The 20150-nt window shown below is 51.3% G+C and carries 11 protein-coding genes; 3 read left to right on the top strand and 8 right to left on the bottom strand.

The genetic code is table 11. From position 1 onward, the window contains the following. Positions 1–57 precede the first annotated feature (57 nt). The 5 genes from VSQ62_RS13145 to cls form a co-directional block, all read right to left on the bottom strand. Complete coding sequence (locus VSQ62_RS13145; protein ID WP_334637654.1) at positions 58–1557, bottom strand: sensor histidine kinase; 1500 nt, start codon at positions 1555–1557, stop codon at positions 58–60. Between the two features lie 13 nt (positions 1558–1570). Further along, entirely contained in the window at positions 1571–2266 is a 696-nt protein-coding gene (locus VSQ62_RS13140; RefSeq protein WP_334635336.1) for a response regulator transcription factor, read from the bottom strand. Between the two features lie 48 nt (positions 2267–2314). Further along, positions 2315–4162 carry an asparagine synthase (glutamine-hydrolyzing) gene (gene asnB / locus VSQ62_RS13135; RefSeq protein WP_334635335.1) on the bottom strand — a complete coding sequence of 616 codons (1848 nt, stop codon included), beginning with the start codon at positions 4160–4162 and terminating at the stop codon, positions 2315–2317. Positions 4163–4307: 145 nt separating this feature from the next. Next, entirely contained in the window at positions 4308–5585 is a 1278-nt protein-coding gene (locus VSQ62_RS13130; protein ID WP_334635334.1) for an adenylosuccinate synthase, read from the bottom strand. A gap of 103 nt (positions 5586–5688) precedes the next feature. Beyond that, on the bottom strand, positions 5689–7251 hold the full coding sequence (gene cls, locus VSQ62_RS13125; RefSeq protein ID WP_334635333.1) for a cardiolipin synthase: 1563 nt from the start codon (positions 7249–7251) through the stop codon (positions 5689–5691). A 172-nt stretch (positions 7252–7423) separates the two neighbouring features. On the opposite strand from cls, the gene VSQ62_RS13120 reads away from it, so the two are divergent. The 3 genes from VSQ62_RS13120 to VSQ62_RS13110 all read left to right on the top strand — a co-directional run bounded on the left by VSQ62_RS13120 (position 7424) and on the right by VSQ62_RS13110 (position 11249). Continuing rightward, the gene (locus VSQ62_RS13120) at positions 7424–7717 is read left to right on the top strand and encodes a hypothetical protein (RefSeq protein ID WP_334635332.1); all 294 of its coding nucleotides are present in this window, start codon (positions 7424–7426) and stop codon (positions 7715–7717) included. 137 nt (positions 7718–7854) lie between these two features. Further along, the gene (locus VSQ62_RS13115; RefSeq protein ID WP_334635331.1) at positions 7855–10842 is read left to right on the top strand and encodes a response regulator; all 2988 of its coding nucleotides are present in this window, start codon (positions 7855–7857) and stop codon (positions 10840–10842) included. A 20-nt stretch (positions 10843–10862) separates the two neighbouring features. Continuing rightward, on the top strand, positions 10863–11249 hold the full coding sequence (locus VSQ62_RS13110; RefSeq protein ID WP_334635330.1) for an ATP-binding protein: 387 nt from the start codon (positions 10863–10865) through the stop codon (positions 11247–11249). A gap of 32 nt (positions 11250–11281) precedes the next feature. On the opposite strand, the gene VSQ62_RS13105 is transcribed toward VSQ62_RS13110, so the two are convergent. Genes VSQ62_RS13105 through VSQ62_RS13095 form a run of 3 tightly spaced genes read right to left on the bottom strand, consistent with a single transcriptional unit; the run spans position 11282 to position 20150 of the window. Next, entirely contained in the window at positions 11282–13096 is a 1815-nt protein-coding gene (locus VSQ62_RS13105) for an MATE family efflux transporter (protein ID WP_334635329.1), read from the bottom strand. A 14-nt stretch (positions 13097–13110) separates the two neighbouring features. Beyond that, on the bottom strand, positions 13111–19833 hold the full coding sequence (locus VSQ62_RS13100; RefSeq protein WP_334635328.1) for a non-ribosomal peptide synthetase: 6723 nt from the start codon (positions 19831–19833) through the stop codon (positions 13111–13113). Continuing rightward, positions 19830–20150, bottom strand: a complete 321-nt coding sequence (locus tag VSQ62_RS13095) for an STAS domain-containing protein (protein WP_334635327.1) — start codon at positions 20148–20150, stop codon at positions 19830–19832. The genes VSQ62_RS13100 and VSQ62_RS13095 overlap by 4 nt, the downstream gene beginning before the upstream one ends.

The raw sequence follows: 20150 nt of genomic DNA, 5'->3' as shown, positions 1-20150 counted from the left end.
ACACCCATGCGGGTATACTCCGATTACATGCCCCTAAGGGGCATGTATTGCAAACTATTATGCCGGAAAACTGACCATAAATATAGTATACCCGTCCGGCTCGCTCTTCACCTGGATCGTTCCTCCGTGCTCCTCCATAATCTTCCTGGAGATGGCCAGTCCAAGCCCGGAGCTTCCCATCTCCCTTGACCGCTCCTTATCCACCCGGTAGAACGGCTCGAAGATATGTGCTGCCTCGTCCGCCTCTATGCCCTTCCCCTGATTCGCAACTGCGATCTGGATCTGATTCTTCCGCCTCGTGAGCCGGATCCAGATCTCCTTTCCCGGCTTCCCATACTTGATGGCATTATCGATCAAGTTGATCAATACTTGCCGGATCCGGTCTTCTCTTCCGCGAACAAGACAAGGTATAGCATCCCCCTCCAGAACCAGCGTATTCTCATACCGCCGCGCTTTCATCCGCATGGCATCCACCACATTTCTCAAGGTATCGGCGATATCCAGAGGCTCCATCCGAAGATACCTGTCCTTATCCTGCATTTCCAGGAGCTGGACCACCATACGGTGCAGCCTGGTACTCTCCTGCAGGATATGCTCCATCCCGTTATAGAACAATTCCTCGTCTCCAAGCCCGTTCTCCTCCATGAGCTGGGCATAACCCGAGATCGTCGTAAGCGGCGTCTTAAGCTCATGGGTCACATTATTATAGAACTCCTGCCGGCTGTTCCAAAGCGCTAAGATATGGTCCCTGTCCTCCTGGATCTTCTCGAACTGCTCCTTTGTAACCTTAAGCATCTGTGTATAATTCCGCGACAGCTCCCCAATCTCATCCTTTCTCTCGTTGACCTTGAGTTTCCCTAATACCTCGCTGTCAAACTGCCCGTCCTTAAGATGGCTTGAGATATCACTGGAGGTGCGGCCGAGAAGACGGATCGGAGAGACCATGCGCCGGATCATCACCCACACCACCAGGTAAATGACTGCAAAGGCCAGCACCGTGATCCTGACGATCTCCTTTAGGATTGTCCATTCTCTCTCGCACATCTCGTGATAGTCCAGGAAATAGCTGACGATCCCGATCTTTTGCCCCATCCCTTCTATCATCGGCATGGTAAAATACACCTCACACCGATTTTGCCCGCCATAATATATGGTAAACGCGCTCTGCCCGCCCTTCGCAAGCCGGAAATCCTCCCGTTCTTCGGCCCCTTCAAACCTTTGCCTTACACCCCGGCTTAAAAGACGCCCGCCGCTGTCATAGAGCGCCGCCTCCTGATATCCCGCATTCTTAAGCTGCTGCTCGATCTCACGGGTACATTCCTGGAACCCGGCCTCGTCTATCTGGCGGTTATTGATCAGCAGGACCTGGCGGATGTAGAGCTCCGTATTGCTCTCTATACTCTGAAGCTCCTTCATGATCTGTCTCTCCAGATTATACTGCATACGCATCCTTACAAAATACGTGACAGCCAGGACACTTAATAGCCCTAACAGCAGCACCCACACACTCATCCGAAACAAGATCCCATGAAAGAATCTGTTCTTTCGATCATCCATCTTCCACACCAGCCTATTCCTCCGGTACGTACTTATACCCCACGCCGAACACCGTCACGATAGCTTCTCCCATACACAGCTTCTTCCTGAGCCTCTGTATATGAATATCTACCGTCCTTGTATCTCCCATGAAATCATAGCCCCATATCTCGTCAAGCAGATGTGAGCGGGTGAACACCCGCCTTGGGTTCTTCACCAGAAAGACCAGCAGATCGAATTCCTTTGGCGTCAGCTCCACATATTCTCCGTCCTGGCACACTGTCCGTTCCCGCTCGGAGATCACCGCATTCTTCACGCGGATCTCCCGTTCTTCCTCCTGCCCCTTCAAAGACTTTCCAAACCGCCTCAGGATGGTCTTCACACGGACGATCACCTCCCGCAGGTCGAAAGGCTTCGTGATATAATCGTCCGCCCCGGATTCAAGCCCGTATACCTTATCATCGATACTCCCCCGCGCTGTCAGCATGATGATCGGGATATTATATTGTTCCGTCAGCATCTTACAGACATCCACTCCGCTGAGATCCGGAAGCATCCAATCCAGAAGCGCCAGATGCGCTCCAAACTCCTTTGCCTCCCTAAGCCCGTCGGCGCCGGTATAAGCGCTTTTCACCTTGAAGCCTTCCTTCTTAAATCCATATTCCAGAATATCCGCAATCGGCTTCTCATCCTCTATCACCAGTATTCTGATCTCCTCCGTCACCGTCATCCTTACCACCCTCTTTGCTAACCGTCACGCTTCAAAATACGTAACAATTCAGATACCTTCATTGTTACCAAAATACACCTTGTGCCATACGAGGAACGCATAGACCGTCCAGATCTTCCTGCTGTTGTCCTCCTTCCCGTCCCTGTGCTCCTTAAGAAGCTTCACAAGCTTCTCCGTATGAAAATATTCCGCTGCCGCCTTCCCTGTAAATACTTCCGCTATCTCCTGATACCAGTCCTGTTCCTTCATCCAGTTCCTGATCGGAATCGGGAAGCCCAGTTTCTTCCTGCGCGCGACCTTCTCCGGAAGATAAGCGTCTGCCGCTCTCCTCAGCAGATACTTGGTTGTGCAGCGCCTTGTCTTCATCTCATGGGGAATCGCTCTTGCGATCTGAAACACATCCCTGTCAAGGAACGGAACCCTGAGTTCCAGCGAATGCGCCATGCTCATCTTATCCGCTTTCTGTAAGATATCCCCCGGAAGCCAGTATTTCAGATCTATGTACTGCATCTGGTCAGAATCCTCAAGCGGCGCCGCCCTCTCATAGGCGCCCTCCAGGAAATCTGCCGGCTTCCCGGCGCTCCCGGGCCGTTTCAGGATCTCTCTTCGCTCTCCGGTACGGAAGATATATGCATTCCCGATATAACGCTCCCTAAGAGACTGGGACGCCCGGATCAGATAATTCCTGCCCTTCATATGCCTTGGCAGGTATTCCGCCAGAGAAGCAAGACATCTCCTTGCTCCCGCCGGCAGCCACCCAAGAAGCTTAAGCGCCTTAGGTTCCAGATAGATATTATAACCTCCGAATATCTCGTCCGCTCCCTCTCCGGACAGCACTACCTTCACCTCCTTAGACGCCTCCTGCGCGAGGAAATAAAGCGCCACCGCTGATGCGTCGCCAAGGGGCTCGTCCAGATGATACATCACCTTCGGAACCGCTTCCCTGAATTCCTCCTTCGTAATATACCTGCAATGATGATCTGTCCCAAGCATACCCGCAAGCTCCCCCGCATATACCGTCTCATCATACAAGGCTCCTTCATTCTCGAAGCCTACCGTAAATGTCCTGCCGCAGCCGGACGCTGCCGCAACCATGCTTGAATCTACCCCGCCGGACAAGAAGCTGCCCACCTCTACATCACTGATCAGATGACGCTTCACCGACTGGCCGATCACATTCTTCACATCCTCCAGAAGGCTCTCCTCCCCCAGACCCTTACCGGGCTTAAGAAACGGTTCGAAATAGCGTGTCGTCCGAAGCTCCCCTGACAGTGTATATGTCAGATAATGCCCCGGCAGCAATTGGTAGATCCCTTTAAAAAATGTCTCCGGCAGCACCGAATACTGGAAAGACAGATACTGTTCCAGCGCCTCCTCGTTCATTTCTCTGTGATATCCCGGGTATTCCAGAATACTCTTGATCTCCGATGCAAATACGAGAGTATCTCCTGCCACCGTGTAATAAAAAGGTTTGATCCCAAAATAATCTCTTGCCACGAACAAAGTCTTCTCCTTATCATCCCAGACAGCGAAGCTGAACATCCCTCTTAATTTATCCAGGAATACCTTGCCATATTCCTCATATCCGTGAAGGATCACCTCTGAATCCGAATCTGTCTCGAACCGGTGTCCCTTTTGCCTTAACATGTCCCTTAAGATCCGGTAATTATAGATCTCCCCGTTGAAAACCAGCGTCTTACTCTTATCTTCATTCTGGATCGGCTGCATTCCTGTCTCCAGATCTATGATACCAAGCCTTTGAAATCCCAGCATTGCATCTCTTGTGATATAACTGTCCCTTCCGTCCGGCCCGCGGTGCTTAAGCGCCTTCATCATCCGTGAAAGCACCTGCTCCTTACCTTCTGTCTCTCCGATTATCCCACAGATCCCGCACATATCTACCGCTCCTCTTCTGTCTTTTTCTATATGCGGTATTATATCCAGGAGAAATCTCGAAAATCCTATGGAAATGTATCTAAAATGTAAAAAGAGCCGCCAGGGGAAGCCCAAACTCTCATCCCCTGACAGGCCCTCTATATACTTATCCGCGATAGATGATATCGTCTCTTCCCGGTCCGTTGGAAACCATCGTGATCGGATACCCAATCTGCTCTTCTACGAACTCGATATACTTCCGGCAGTTCTCGGGCAGTTCCTCATAAGTCTTGATCCCCCTGATGTCACATTTCCATCCTGCAAGCTTCTTATAGACAGGCTTCGCCTTCTCAAGCAGATGTGTCACAGGGAAATCTGTCGTCACCTCCCCGTTGATCTCATAGCCCACGCATACCGGTATCTCATCCAGATACCCAAGTACGTCAAGCACTGTAAACGCCACATCCGTCGCGCCCTGCATCCTGCATCCATACTTAGAAGCAACACAGTCGAACCATCCCATCCTCCTTGGACGTCCGGTAGTCGCTCCGAACTCGCCGCCGTCGCCTCCGCGGCGTCTCAGTTCATCCGCTTCCTCTCCGAAGATCTCACTTACGAACGCGCCGGCTCCTACCGCGCTGGAATAAGCCTTGCATACTGTGATCACCTTCTTGATCTCATACGGCGGGATTCCTGCCCCGATTGCCCCGTAGGCTGCCAATGTAGAGGAAGAGGTCACCATAGGATAGATCCCGTGATCCGGATCCTTAAGCGTTCCAAGCTGTCCCTCAAGAAGAATCTCCTTCCCCTCTTTCAACGCATTGTAGAGATAGAGCGACGTATCGCATACATACGGTTCTATCATCCTCTTATATTCCTGAAGCTCATTATAAAGCTCATCCGGATCAATCGCCGGCTTATGATACAGATGCTCAAGCAACACGTTCTTCTGTGCCGTGATCCTTACTACCTTCTCCCTTAGCAGCTCATCATCAAACAGCTCGCTTACCTGGAATCCGACCTTCGCATACTTGTCTGAATAGAACGGAGCGATCCCTGACTTCGTAGAGCCAAAGGACTTTCCGCCCAGCCGTTCCTCCTCATACGCATCAAAATTCTTGTGATATGACATTACCATCTGCGCACGGTCTGATACCAGGATCTTCGGCGCCGGAACTCCCCTGTCGACAACAGACTGTATCTCCTTGCAGAGAACCGGAATATCCAGTGCGACACCATTTCCGATGATGCTCGTGGTATGGCTATAGAATACACCGGATGGCAGGGTGTGCAGCGCAAACTTACCGTAATCATTGATGATCGTATGCCCCGCGTTCGCTCCTCCCTGGAATCTTACGATAATATCCGCCCTCTCGGCTAACATATCCGTAATCTTCCCTTTTCCTTCGTCTCCCCAATTGGCGCCAACTACTGCTCTTACCATATCAATTCCTCCTGCGTTATCATTTAACTATAATCCACTCAAAACCAGATAACATTATACTATATTTTCCGGCTTCTGTAAAATGCATTTTAAAACTTTTGCTTTACATAAGCGGCGCCACCATCCGCAGCACGTGTCCGCACAGCTTGGTGAGCAGGCTTCTCTCCTTGGCCTCCACCAGCGTTACCTTGTGACACTTCTTGAGCGTCTTCTTGAAATCCTTCTCGATCCTGTCGATCTCTGGATTATTATAGATGAATACGCCGCATTCAAAATGCAGGTAGAGACTCCTGTAATCCAGATTGATGGTTCCCACCGTAGCCGTGTCGTCATCCGATACAAAAACCTTGGCATGGACGAATCCGGGCGTATACTCATAGATCTGGACGCCGCTCTCTATCAGCTCCTTATAGTATGTCTTCGCCACCGCAAACGCATACCACTTATCCGGGATATGGGGCATGATGATGATGACCTCGATCCCGCTTTTTGCCACCCTTGTAAGCGTGGTGATCATCTCATTGTCCAGTATCAGATAAGGCGTCATGATATGTACATACTTCTTCGCATGGTTCAGTATGTGGAAATACACCTCTTCACCTACATTCTCATTGTCAAAGGGACTGTCCGCATAGGGGATCACATAGCCTAAGCCTCTGTGAAGCTCCGTCTTCTTGGGCGTCAGGTATTTCTTATATCTCTCGGGCCGCCTCTCTTCTACGTTCCACATCTGCAGAAATATCATGGTCAGGCTCTGCACTGCGTCCCCCTTAAGCATGACCGCCGTGTCCTTCCAGTGTCCGAACCGCTCTTTCCTGTTAATGTACTCATCTCCTAAGTTGATCCCTCCGGTAAATGCAACCTTGCCGTCGATCACACAGATCTTGCGGTGGTCCCGGTTGTTCTGTGTCGTTGACAGAAACGGTTTGATGGGATTCGACATCTTGCACTGGATCCCGAATCTCTCAAGCTGTTTTGGATAATTATAAGGCAGCATGGATATGGCGCACATGCCGTCATACATGAATCGGACCTCCACGCCGTCCTTCGCCTTCTCCTTGAGGACCTCAAGGATCGTTCCCCACATATATCCCTTTTCCACGATAAAATATTCCATGAATATGTATCTTTTGGCCTTCTTAAGCTCCGACAGCATCGCTCCAAGCTTATACTCCCCCAGCGGGAAATACTGGACCGACGTATTGCGGTAGGTGGGGAACCCTAATTGTCTGGACAGATAATAGGACAGATGGGCATTGGCAGACTTGCTCGCCCACAGGTTCTCCACGATCTCCGGATCCTGCTGCATATACGGAGCCGTCTCGATCCTTAAAGTCGACAGCCTGTTCTGCAGGAATCTGGTGCCCACCTGCATCTGCACAAAGATATAGAATATCACTCCAAACACCGGAAATACCAGGACGCACAGCATCCATGTCATCTTGAACGCCGGATTGCCCTTCGTATTGATGATGTATATCAGTATCACTGCTTCTAACACGATCAGCGTTCCATAAATATATGGAAGATATGCCTGCAGATAATGGATCGATCCCGCTATAGACCCTAATTGAATCAGCAGCATCAGCAGAATAATTCCGGTTCTGCTGAAAATGATACGGAATAATCCCTTCTTTGCCGTTCCGGACGCCTGGTTTTTGTTCATAATACACACTCCTTTTTGTAACCACAGACAACAGTTTAACACAGTTTCCTCCAATAATCTAACAGATTACTTATTTTTTACACACATTTTATTATTATTTTAGAGGAAAAATAATGCAATGTGTGATATGATAGATATTAGAATATAATTTTTGAAAGGAGATATAATTATCATGAAGAAATTGGGCAAAGGCTTAATGGGGCTGGCAGCAGCAGGCGGCGCGATCGCAGGCCTTATCTATTATTTAAAGAAAAAAGATTCCTGTGAGGATGATGATTTTGATGATGATTTTGAAGACGACGACTTCGATCTTGACAGTGACTTAAAGCCTGTATCAGACCGTGAATATGTTTCTCTGAATCCATCCGCCAAGAGCGAGGAAGCTGACGAAGAAGCTTCCGGGGAGGCCGCTGCTGAGGATGCTGAACCAGAAGAGACAGACAGCGCGGATGCTGACGAAGATTAGTATATGCATGCGGAACGGACACAACACCAGAGAAGGTTGCTGTGTCCGTTTTCGTCTCAAGAACTATTGATTTTCATTCCAATAAAGCGTAAAATATATCTTAAATATGGCAGACAGGAATGAAGAGGGCTTAAGCTATGATGAGTAAAAAGAAGAAAAAACAGTTACTTAGGAAGATGCGGAACAACATGATCGTGCTTGTGATGTTTATCCTGGTGATCATGCTGTGTACGAACATCCTGCGCAATTCATTGATGGACAACACCAACAAGATGGGACTTTCACTCGTGGAGAATTATTCCACATCCGAAGAGAGCAATATGCGCGCCTGTGAGTCCATTCTGACTCTCAGCGTGAACTATATCGAAGAACGTGAACAGGACGGCGTTTCACTCAAGGAGCTCAAGGAAGGCCTCTACCCTTTCATGAACGGCCTGACCGAGCTTTACGGCCCAGAGAATATTCAGGTCTATGGCAAGGCTCTTGACGACGATCATTTCATATCTAACATTCCGGAGATCGAAGATATGGAAGACTATGATGTCACCGATACGGACTACTATCAGGGCGCCGCAGCGGCAGACGGCGGGATCTATATCTCCCCGGCATATGTTGATGTGGTAACCGGGCAGAACGTGATCACCATGTGCAAGACCGTCCCGTCTACCGGAAGCTTTCTCGCCATTGATATGATGTTCTCTTATTTCGAGCTGAATAATGAGAACCTCACTCTTCCGGCGAATGCCTCTTACTACCTGATCGACAAAGAAGGAACCCTGCTTTATTTCAAGGCCGCTACCGACCACACCTACGATGAATTCCAGGTGCTGGTAGACGGATTTATGGAGCAGTCTAACCTGGCTAAGGGAAGTCAGGTATTGGAGAATGTCATAGCCATGGACGGGCATGCCCGTAACGTTTATTTTCACCAAATGACGAACGGATGGACGGCTATACTGACCATACCGGAATCCGAGATTTTTACAGGTCTTGACACCTTTAACTACATAAGTATCATGGTAGCCCTCCTTGGCCTGGCGCTGATCATCTTCCAGGCTGTCAGGGAATACAGGCAGGAGAAACAAAACCAGCTCCTTGTAGAAGAGCGCAATCGGATGGCAGACCGCAACCGGATCTATCAGAATGCCATGAACAGCACGGCACGGGCCTATCGGGCTATCTATTACGTTGATATGCTCACCGGCAGATATGATATGCTCTATCCCCACCGCGGCAGGAATACAGAATCCGGAGATTATAACACAGAATTCGTATCCAAGCGTTTTGAAGCCGGTATCATTGCAGAAGAGCACCGGGAACAGGTACAGCAATTCCTTGATCTGTCTAACATCGTAAAGCTTCTGGAGACCGAGGACCACATTGAACTTCAGTATAAACGTATCGATGAAAACGGCAAATACGAATGGTGCTCCACCGTCGCCACCATAGCTGAGATGGACGGGGAACAAGCAACCGCCATTACGCTGACCATCCGAAGTATAGACGAGATCATCCACCGTGAAGAGAAACAGAAAGAGATGCTCGCTCTGGCAGCAGAACGAGCAGAAGCCGCCAACCTGGCAAAGAGCGATTTCCTGTCCCGGATGAGCCACGATATCCGCACACCGATGAACGCCATCCTTGGTATGACCGCTGTCGCCGGCATGCATATAGACGATAAGGAACGCGTCCTCGATGCTCTTGGCAAGATCACCGTCTCCAGCAAGCACCTTCTGGGACTGATCAATGAAGTCCTGGATATGAGCCGGATCGAGAGCGGGAAAGTCAGCCTTACAGAGGGTATCTTTAACCTGTCCGATACCTTCGAGAATCTGCTGACCATCTTCCATTCCCAGATGGAAGCCAGGAATCTGGAACTCTGCGTGAACGTGGTCAATGTGGAACACGAGAGCGTGATCGGCGACGAACAGCGGCTGCAGCAGATATTCATGAATATCATGGGCAACGCGGTCAAGTTCACACCAGAGGGCGGAAAGATCAGCCTTTATATTGAAGAGAAGCCTTCACATATTGCAGGCAGCGGATTCTTTGAATTTACTTTTGAGGATACCGGTATCGGAATGGAGAAGGATTATATCCAGAAGATCTTCGAACCATTCTCCCGCGCTGCAGATTCGCGCATCGGCAAGATCGAAGGAACCGGTCTTGGCATGAGTATCGCCGTCAACATCGCCCGTATGATGAACGGCGACATCAAGGTAGCGAGTACTCTTGGAGAAGGCTCCAGATTCACCGTTCAGGTATACTTGAAACTCAACGACATTACACAGGCGGATATTGAAGCCTTCTCTTCTCTTCCGGTGCTTGTAGCAGATGATGAGGAAGCTGCCTGCGAGAGCGCCTGCGAGATTCTGAACAGCCTAAACATGGATGCAGAATATGTGCTTGACGGTGATTCTGCCATCAAGCGCATCATCGAAGCCCGTAAGGCCGCAAGAGACTTCGCCGTTGTAATCCTTGACTGGAAGATGCCGCGAAAGGATGGCCTGACTACGGCCAAGGAGATCCGCAGCCTGACCGGCAATGATATTCCTCTCATTATCCTGTCGGCCTATGACTGGTCAGATATTGAGGCGCAGGCAATGGATGCGGGTATCGACGCATTTATCGAGAAGCCTTTGTTCAAGTCCAGACTGATGAAAGTGTTGAAGGATGTTCTGGGTCTTGGTAACAACGAGAGACCTGCCACTGCGCTTGATTCCTTCAAGGAGCAGGATTTCTCAGGCAAGAGAGTCCTTCTGGTGGAGGACAATGAGCTGAATATCGAGGTGGCATCAGAACTTCTTGATATCGTAGGCATCCAGGCAGACCAGGCTCTGAACGGCCAGCTCGCAGTTGACTGTGTGCTTGAGCACGAACCTGGCTACTATGACCTGATCTTCATGGATATCCAGATGCCGGTGATGAACGGATATGAATCCACCAGGGCGATCCGGTCGTCCGGCAGAGAGGATCTTAAGACGATCCCTATCGTCGCCATGACGGCGGACGCTTTCGCAGACGATATCAGGAAATCCGAGGAAGCCGGTATGAACGGACATATTTCCAAACCGGTGGATATCGAGAAGTTAGAAGAAGCCCTGCGGACATTTTTATTTCATTAGATTTACAGAGGTTGATTGCAATGACCATAACAGCCCGGCTTGATAATCTTAGGCTCGTACAGACGCTTATCATGGAACATCCCGATATCCCGGATGCCTCGAAGAAGAAATTATGCCTCGCCGCCGAGGAAGTATTCGTCAACATCTGTTCCTATGCCTATGAAGGGGAGGCCGGGCTTGTCGAAATTACCCTTGAGGCTACAGGACCGATCGTCATGACTTTCCGTGATGAGGGAAGACCCTTCAACCCTCTCGATAACCCTGCAGATCCCGACGATTATGACCTGGATACACAGATCGGGGGACTTGGGAGACTGATCGCATTTGGATTCGTGGACGATGTCAGCTATGCGTATGAGGACTCCAGGAATGTCTTGGCACTCAAGTTCAAGATATCTCATCCTTGAATTGCCGTAACCATTCAGAGGATGCAGGGAAATCAACTTTCCCTGCATCCTCTTTTCATCTCTATTACTGTATGATTCAGATCCAGCACCCGCATGTACTGCATCCGGTCCGTGATATTCTTCACCACCTCGATCCCATGGATCTCATACTCTCCGGTATCCGCCGAATAATCCGTAGGATCGAACGGGACTCCGTTGTCTCTTAACCGGAACAGCAGAATATCTTCCGTAATACACAGATTGATATCTATCGTATCCGCCTTCTTCCCGCCGTACCGGATAATATTCACCAGCATCTCCTCCGCCGCCACCGCAAGGAGGTTCGCCCTCCCCGCATCTACCTGATGCGCCTGGCAGAACTCCATTATCTCTCTTGGAACACGCTCCGCCTCTTCTAAGTCCGCGACCACCGAGATATCATAGACTGCCTCCTCTTCTCTCTTAGGAAGAAGCAGGAATCCCTGTCCCTTATACTTCATCTTCCGGTAGATGCATACGGTCACAGCCGTAAGGATCTCGCTGAACACGAATGCCGCCATCAGCGCGTTCAGAAGATCAAGCCCAGCCGCCCTTGCCGCAAAGAGAAATACAACGGCAAGCGGGAGGATCGCCACACAAGTCTGCAGCGATGTCACGATCCCCGATAACTTCGTTTTCTCCGTACTCTGATAGTAGGTTGTCATAAATTTATTCAGCAGATAGAAGGGCAGAGAACACACGAAGATCCGAAGGGCCGCCGCTGCCATCTCCAAAAGAGCGCCGCCTGTGATACCGAATAATGCAACCACAGCTTCCGGAAATACCAGCAGGATAACCAGTAACACGGCAAGTACGGCATAGCTGTACAGCAGCACATGCTTCACAAGGCTTCGGATTCCGAAGTAATCCTTCTCCCCGTAGATCACCCCGCCGATCGAGGCGATGGTACCGATGATCCCGCCCACCAGAAGTTCTACCAGAAGTACCACATTGGTACACACGGTATAGACCGCCATCGCGTCATTCCCGATCAGACGCACGATCATGGTATTCAGTCCCAGATCCTTAAGGGTCAGGAAGATCATATACAGAAGCGTAGGCACTCCCGTTGAGAAAGCCAGTACAAAAGCGCCCGCTGCCTGGCCTTCCCTTCGCCCCTGCTTCGCGTCTTCCCCCGGATGCTTCCTGTCCTTCCCGCCCCCAAAGGGCATCACATACCGAAGCATCCGCTTGGGAGATCGAAGATAGCGGATCAGCACCAGCATCGCGATCCCGTACCCCAGCACCGTCGACAATGCGGCTCCCGCCGTCCCAAGCGCCGTGAACTTAAGAATCAGATAATCCAGCGCCAGGTTGATCACATTGGATACGATCACGTAGGCAGACGCTACCGACGGGTTATTGTCCACTGCCACATAGCTCATAAACTGCAGCGCAAGGCTGATAACCGGCGCTCCAAGCAGAGTCACGAATACGAATCTCTCCACATCCCTCAAGAGGGAGCCGCCCCCGGTGAGTGCCTTTGCCAGCATCGGCGATGTGACCGAAAGCAGCGCGAATAATATCCCGCACAGCATACTCACCGTCAGCGTCACGGAGAATACACGGTTCGCCTCATCCCTCTTCCGTTTCCCAAGCAGGATTCCCGCCGCGACGCTTCCGCCCACCCCAAGGACATATCCCGGGATTTCCATGATATGGTCTATGGTCATTCCCACCTTGACAGCCGACATGGCATCCGCCCCCAGGATATTGCCCACAAGCATGGTATCCACGATATTCCCCAGCTGAAGCGCGGCAGTCATCATAATACTCGGCAAGAGATACTGCCAAAGCTTGGTCTTGATCAATTTTTCATTTCTCTCCATAGAATCCTCTTTCTTTATCCAAAAAACTCCAGCCCATCCAACGCACCGATCGCATTCTCAAGATACCGGTCGTCCGTGATCGGCCATTTGTATCCAAGACGATAGAGGGCTTCTGCTGTAAACAAGTTATCCGACTTCAGTTCATAGCGCCGCTCCTCGTCATCCGATGCATAGGCGATCAGGCCGAGAACCGCATCGCTCTTCTCTCCTTCCTTCGCCGTCTCATGAAGAACCCTCTCGAACTCGTCATCCGGTACGATACGGATGGCAAACCCATAGGAGCGCATGGCATAGATCACATCCGACATATAGATCCGGTGGCTGTTATAAGCATGGAAAACAGTAAAACCACCATCGCTTGCCGCAAGCTTCAGCACTGCCAGAGCCGTGGAATCAATGGGCGAGAACTCCGCCGGCGCATGCATCATTCCCATTGGGAAGCATCCCAGAGTCTTGTATGCCGCCAGGGCACGCATGAACCCATTGGTTACGAAATTAATCTGGAACTCTCCGTCTGATCTCCTGCTCATGAGATTCCCCACACGGATGATCTTCGCCTCTACTTCGCCCTTTGCACATGCCTCCAGTATCACACGTTCTGCCAGGAACTTCGTCCGTATATAATCATTTTCCAAGATCTGGCCGAAGTACAGTTCGTCTTCCCGCATGAGCTTCGTAGACGGCACCGTATGCGCATTGCCCTCTCCAGCCACGGACGTGGTTGAAATCTGTACCAGACGCCTGCCCGCCCGCCTGCAGAGCTCTGTGATATTCCTGACGCCCTCCACATTGATCCGATCCAACAGATCGTCCTTCACAAAATGCTTCACACAGGCCGCGCAGTTGATCACCGTGGCAAATGGAAGCGCCTCAAGGCTTAGCACCATATCCCGGTCCGTAATATCGCCGTCGATACACACGATCCGTTCCTCAAACGCATCCAGAAACGGCGTATCAAAGTAATACATCAGCATATTCATCAGCCTTTTTTCGCTGGATGGATAATTCCCTTTCCGCACCAGACAGTATGCCCTGCCCTTATAGCCTAACAGGAATTCCCGCAGCACATGGATGCCTAAGAATCCGGTCGCGCCCGTAAGCAGGATATTGCTAAGGCTTCCTTCTTTGATCTGCTCCACATTCTCGCTGCAGTTCCTTGAGAGCAGCCTGCAGATTGCAGAATAATCATACTCCTTGATATCCGACGCCGCATCCTTACACTCTGTCTTCTGAACCCCTTTCCCTTCAATGAATTCAGCAAGTTTCTTCGGCGTTGGGTTGGCGAAGACATCCTTATAAACCACCGGATACCCCTCTGTGATCGCATACATGACAATCTTCGTCGCACTTAAGGATGTGCCCCCGATCTCGAAAAAGTTATCCGTAATCCCTACCCTGTCAAGAGTCAGGATCTCGGCAAATTTGCCGCACAGTTCCCTTTGAAGTTCGGTAACAGGCTCCACATATTCTCTTTCTGCCGCCTGGTAAGTGATCTTGGGAAGCTGCTTCTTGTCAATCTTTCCGTTGACGGTAAGGGGCATCTTCTCAAGCTGCATCAGGGCATTCGGCACCATATAATGGGTGAGTTTCGATCTTAAATGCTCTGTGAGCATGGCAAGGTCAATCTCCTTCTCCGCCGTAAAATATCCTGCAAGATACTCTTCGCTTCCGTTACTCCTTACGATCACCTTGCTTGTCTTCACTCCGTCAAATGTGTTGATCGCACCCTCAACCTCGTCTAACTCCACCCTAAGTCCTCGAAGCTTCACCTGATTATCAAGCCTCCCCTGGAACACGATCTCGCCCTTTCGGTTCCATTTGACAAGATCCCCGCTGTGATAGGCAGGAAGCCCGCGAAGCCTAAAGAAGGACTTCCTGTTCTTATCCGGAAGCTTCACATAACCTCTCCCCACACCGGCTCCGCATATGATCAGCTCGCCGCTTACTCCCACCGGGAGAAGCTTATTCTTCCGATTAACCACATAGAGCTTCATATTCGTGAGCGGACCGCCGATCGTGATCTCGCCGTCATTCTCCAATATCTTCGTGGTACAGCTCACGGTACACTCCGTCGGCCCGTAGCTGTTGCCGATGACAGCCGTCGGATTGACCCTTCGCATCTTACCGTAGAGTGTCTGCGGATAGGGCTCCGCCCCTATGACAAATGCCTTCACTCCGGCAAGAGCCTCCCGCATCTGGGGAACCTCTATGATATTCGTCATATATGACGGCGTACACTTCATGATGTCCACTTTATTCTTGATCAGAAGTTCGGCAAGGGCAAGCGGATTGTGGATCTCCTCCTCGTTGGCCATACAGATGGTCATACCGTTGCACAGGGGTATGAACTCTTCCATGACCGACACATCAAAAGAGATAGAAGCCAGCGCAAGGGATACGGTTCCATTGGCCGTATAACTGGTGCTCTCCGGATTCTTTGGATTGGAGTTGACGAAGTTACAGAGATTGCCGTGTTCGATCAGCACACCCTTGGGCCGTCCCGTGGATCCCGAGGTGTAGAGGCAGTATGCCAGAGAAGAGGTCTGAATCGCAAGTCCGGGATCAGACTCCCATTCCTCCTCCCTTCCCTCTTCTGCCTTCAATAATTCCTCCACCGTCAATACCCGGTAAGGCTTGCCTGCCCACAAGGCGCTTCTCTCATCCCTGATCTGCTCCGTGGTGATCACATAAGGACACTCGGCATCCGTCAGGCAGAAATCAATCCTGTCATCCGGGTACTCCGGCACCAGCGGAAGGAATGCGCCGCCTGCCTTCAGGATTCCCTGCCTGGTGATATAGACGTTGACGCTTCTCTCTAAGATCAGGCCCACGATGGTATCTTCTTTCACTCCAAGCCCGATCAGGGAATGGGCAAGCCGGTTGGCCAGATGATTCAGTTCTTCATAGGTCAGTTTCTCTCCGTTTGCGATCACCGCCGTCCTTTGAGGTGCCTTTTTCACCCACGCTTCAAATAACCGATTCACACTGACCGGCTCCACCGGATAGTCCGTCTCGTTGAAGCTCTCGATCAGCCTCTCCTGCCTTGCCGACAGGATGTTCACGTCTCCAAGGGTCAGCGCCCCAAGGAAGCTTACTGCCGCCTCCGTCAAGACCTCGTACAGATCTTCTATGAACGCTTCGCTGAACATATTCTTCCGGTATTCGAACTCATACCGGTACTTCCCGTTCTCCAGGAAGATATTCACAGAGATCGCCGCCTTCGCCCGATCGGACACCGCCTCGCGAAAGACGGTCTTCTGCCCGCCGATCTCAAACTCCACGAAATCATCCCCCTGGTAGACGAACATGATCTCCGGACGGATCCCATATGCCCTGCTGATCTCTGCAAAGGAGTAGATATCATTAGCCATGGAAGACAAGAGCTGTTCCTGCACACGGCTTACATAATCCGGGATCTCCGTCTGTTCCTCAAGCATACACAGCACCGGCAGCGTCTTCACCAGCATCCCGGCCGTACCCGCAGTCCGGCCGTCGCCTCTTCCGTTATAGATCGTCGTAAAGCAGGCCTCCTCGCTCCCGGCGTATTTCCCCAGCACATATCCCATCACAGAGAGGAAGAACACATTCGGCGTGATCTTATGCTTCCGGCAGTAACTCTCCACCCGCTTGGGGGACAGTCTGCTGCTGTAGCGGCGGCAGAAGCCGCAGCTCTCCTCCTCGTCATAGACGTCACGGTCCACAACCGTACATTCGGACACCCCGGCAAATACGGAATCATAGTATGCCCTGGCCTTCTGATACGCCTCGCTCTCTCTTGCCTTCTCCTCGCTTACGGCTATGTCAAACTGCGAATAGTCCTCTCCTGCCGGCTCCTCCCCGGTGAGGACACGGTCAAGCTCTTCGGCAAAGATTGCGATCGATGTCCCGTCGCTGACGATATGGTGGAAATCCGTCACCAGATACAGATGTTCCCTGGTCAGAAATGTGGCAATCCGATACAACGGCCCCTCTGCCAAGTCAAAGGGCTTCGCAAAGTTCTGAAAGAACGTCTCATACTCTTCTTCCGTCCCGGCAAACTGCTCGATCACAACCTCCCTGTCCTCATTCGGATACATGAAGGTATCTCCGTTCTCATCCGTCCGGATACTGCACTTCATGGCAGGATGGGCGTCTATCACCTTCCTTATGCTTCTGCCAAGACTCTCTATACTGAACGGAACCTCCCTTGAGAATGTGAAGCTCCCCGGCAGATTATAGAAGACTGACCCCGGATTCATCATACATTCCACATAGATTCCAAGCTGCGTCTGTGTCAGCGGATATTTCTCCCGGATCTCCCTTGCGCCTTCCCTCTCTGCATTCTCTATATATGCCCCCAATTTCTCTATGGTAGAATACTCTGTCAGATCCCTGATATTGACCGTAACCCCGAATTCCCTGGACAGCATCACGATAAAACGAAGCGCGCCGATGGATGTAAGCCCCGCCTCATGAATATCCTCCGTGATCCCGAACTCCTCATACCCCAGAATCTCCGCCAGACAGTCATAGATCCTCTGCTGAACCTCATCCTTCGGCCTTACGATCTCTTCCGCCTCTTTCTTAGGTACCGGAAGGGCGCGCTTATTGACCTTATGGTTCTGGGTGAGCGGGATCTGATCAATCTGCATGGTGACCGCCGGAACCAGATAAGGCGGCTTCCTCTCCCGGATAAATGCATGCAGCGCGCCGATATCCACCGGATCGTCAGAGACAACGTAAGCCGCAATGAACTTGCCGCCGCCCGCCTCGTCAAAGGCTGCAACCGTAACATCCCTGATCCCGCCGAATTCGCGGATAACTCCTTCCACCTCCGTAAGCTCGATGCGGAATCCCCGGATCTTCACCTGGGCGTCATTCCTTCCGATGAACTCTATATTTCCATCCGGAAGGAAACGAACGATGTCACCGGAACGGTAGACTCTCCGGTAACCCTCATCCTGAGAGAACGGATTCCTGATAAAGACCTCTTCCGTCTTCTCCGGACGGTTCAGATATCCTCTTCCCACCTGAGGCCCGGCAATCCACAGCTCGCCCGGAACACCGACCGGAAGCCGCTTCCCGTGACGGTCGGTCACATACAGCCGGATATTCTGATTGGCGCTGCCGATCGGAACGTTCTGATACATCCGGTCCATCGGAAATGCCGTCGTAAGGATGGTGCACTCCGTCGGCCCATAGACATTATAGAATCTGTATTCCGGCAGAGCGACAGGGACAAGCGTCTCCCCGCCCACAGACAGGTATTTCGGATACCTGGCATCCGGGAACAGGCTGGCGTACTGTCTTCCCACCTGGGTCGTCATGAAGCTGTGGGTGATCTGATTCTTCTCGAAGTAATTCCGAAGCGCGAGAAGCTCAAGCCGGATCTCTTCCTCAATAATATGTACCTGCCCGCCGCTTGCCAGGGCCGGATACGTATCCATCATGTTGGCGTCAAAACCAAAGGAAGCATACGCCGCCGCCCTGCTGTCTTCCGTCATATGATAATAATTCCGATACCAGTGGATGAAGGCCGCAAGGTTGCCGTGCTCCAGCATCACACCCTTGGGAAGCCCCGTCGTTCCCGAGGTGTAGAGCAGAATAAACAGATCCTCCTTAGACGGATACCATGGCTTAAGCTCCTCTGCCGCCGCAGCGTCCGGCAGTCCGGCAAGCTCCTCTATCGTCAGCACCTCCCCCTCATAATCCGGCACCAAAGGAAGCAGCGCTTCCTCCGCGATCAGAAGCCTTACCTTCGCATCCTCCATCATGAATTTCAGCCGCTCCGGCGGATAGCTTGGATCCAACGGCTGATAAGCCGCTCCTGCTTTCACCACGCCGTAAGCCGCAGCCGGCATATACTCACATCTGGGTATCAGGATCGCCACCACATCCTCCCTTCCGATTCCTCTGGAATGGATGTAAGATGCGATCCGGTCCGTCATCTCCCCGAACTGCCGATAGGTCATCTTATGGTCCCGATAGACTACCGCCGTCCGGTCACCATAGCGCCCGATTGCCTCCTGGATCAGATCTACCACCGTGCGATTCTCATCATAAGGGCATTCCGTCCGGTTCAATGCATCCAATTCTGCCGACAAGTTATCCGTAAGCAGAGACAACTCCGCGATCCGGGCTTCTCCCTTTGCAACCTGCATAAGGACCGCATCAAAGGATTCAAGGAATCGCTCTATCGTCTTCTGATCGTATATTTCTCTGTTATATTTTACCTTCACTACAAGCTTGCGCCCTGCAATTACAGTGCAGATCCCAAGCTTCGCCTTGCTGTCCTGATAATCCCCCAGCGAGAAGGAATCATAGAATCCGGCTTCACTCGTAAGATAAGGAAAAGAACTCCATCCGAATTCCGCCCGAAGCTCTTCAAAGGGAATCTCATCATGCATCCTGCTATCTTCCGCCTGCCTGATATAGCCGCCATAATACTCCCGGAAATCCGGCGTCTTCTCGCTGTCAAGGAATACCGGGAACAACCGCCCCTTTGCCGCAACTGCCGCCAGCGCCGCCGTATGGCCGGTATACTTCGATAATACAAGCATCAGGACTGATTTTGCCAACTCTATCATATCCCATTCCCGTTCCATACAAAAAGAAGCCGCCGCCAGCGCCGCTTCCTTCTTCACACTGTGTATATATTCCGCTTCCGTCATTCCCGTCCCGTCATGATCGGCAAGCAGGCAGGAATCCAGCTCCGGCTCCCTGACTATATCGCCGTAATATGCAAAATCATCTCTCATCTTATCACCTCTCCTGCGCTTCTGATATCCAGTTTCTTGTCAAACCCGGTAAGACGGAACACATCCATGACCTCGTTCCCTACATGGATCACAGAGAATGTGCCGTTTTTATCCTTCATCTTCTTATATGCCGCTACTACTTCCCGAAGGCCGGAGGATGAGATATACTCCAGCTTCTTAAAATCCAGTATCAGGGCGGCCGTCTCCTCCGGGAGCGCTTTGACCGCCTTCCCAAGATCAGGGGAAGACTGGGTATCAAGCCAGCCCTCTACGTGGAGCGTGGCAGCGGTGCCTTCTGTTTTCATTGTGATTGTCAT

The sequence above is a fragment of the Sporofaciens sp. JLR.KK001 genome (assembly GCF_036941055.1).
In the GTDB taxonomy this organism is placed as follows: domain Bacteria; phylum Bacillota; class Clostridia; order Lachnospirales; family Lachnospiraceae; genus Sporofaciens.
The sequence above is the reverse complement of the archived record's forward strand: the minus strand, read 5'-3'. Positions and strand labels throughout refer to the sequence as shown.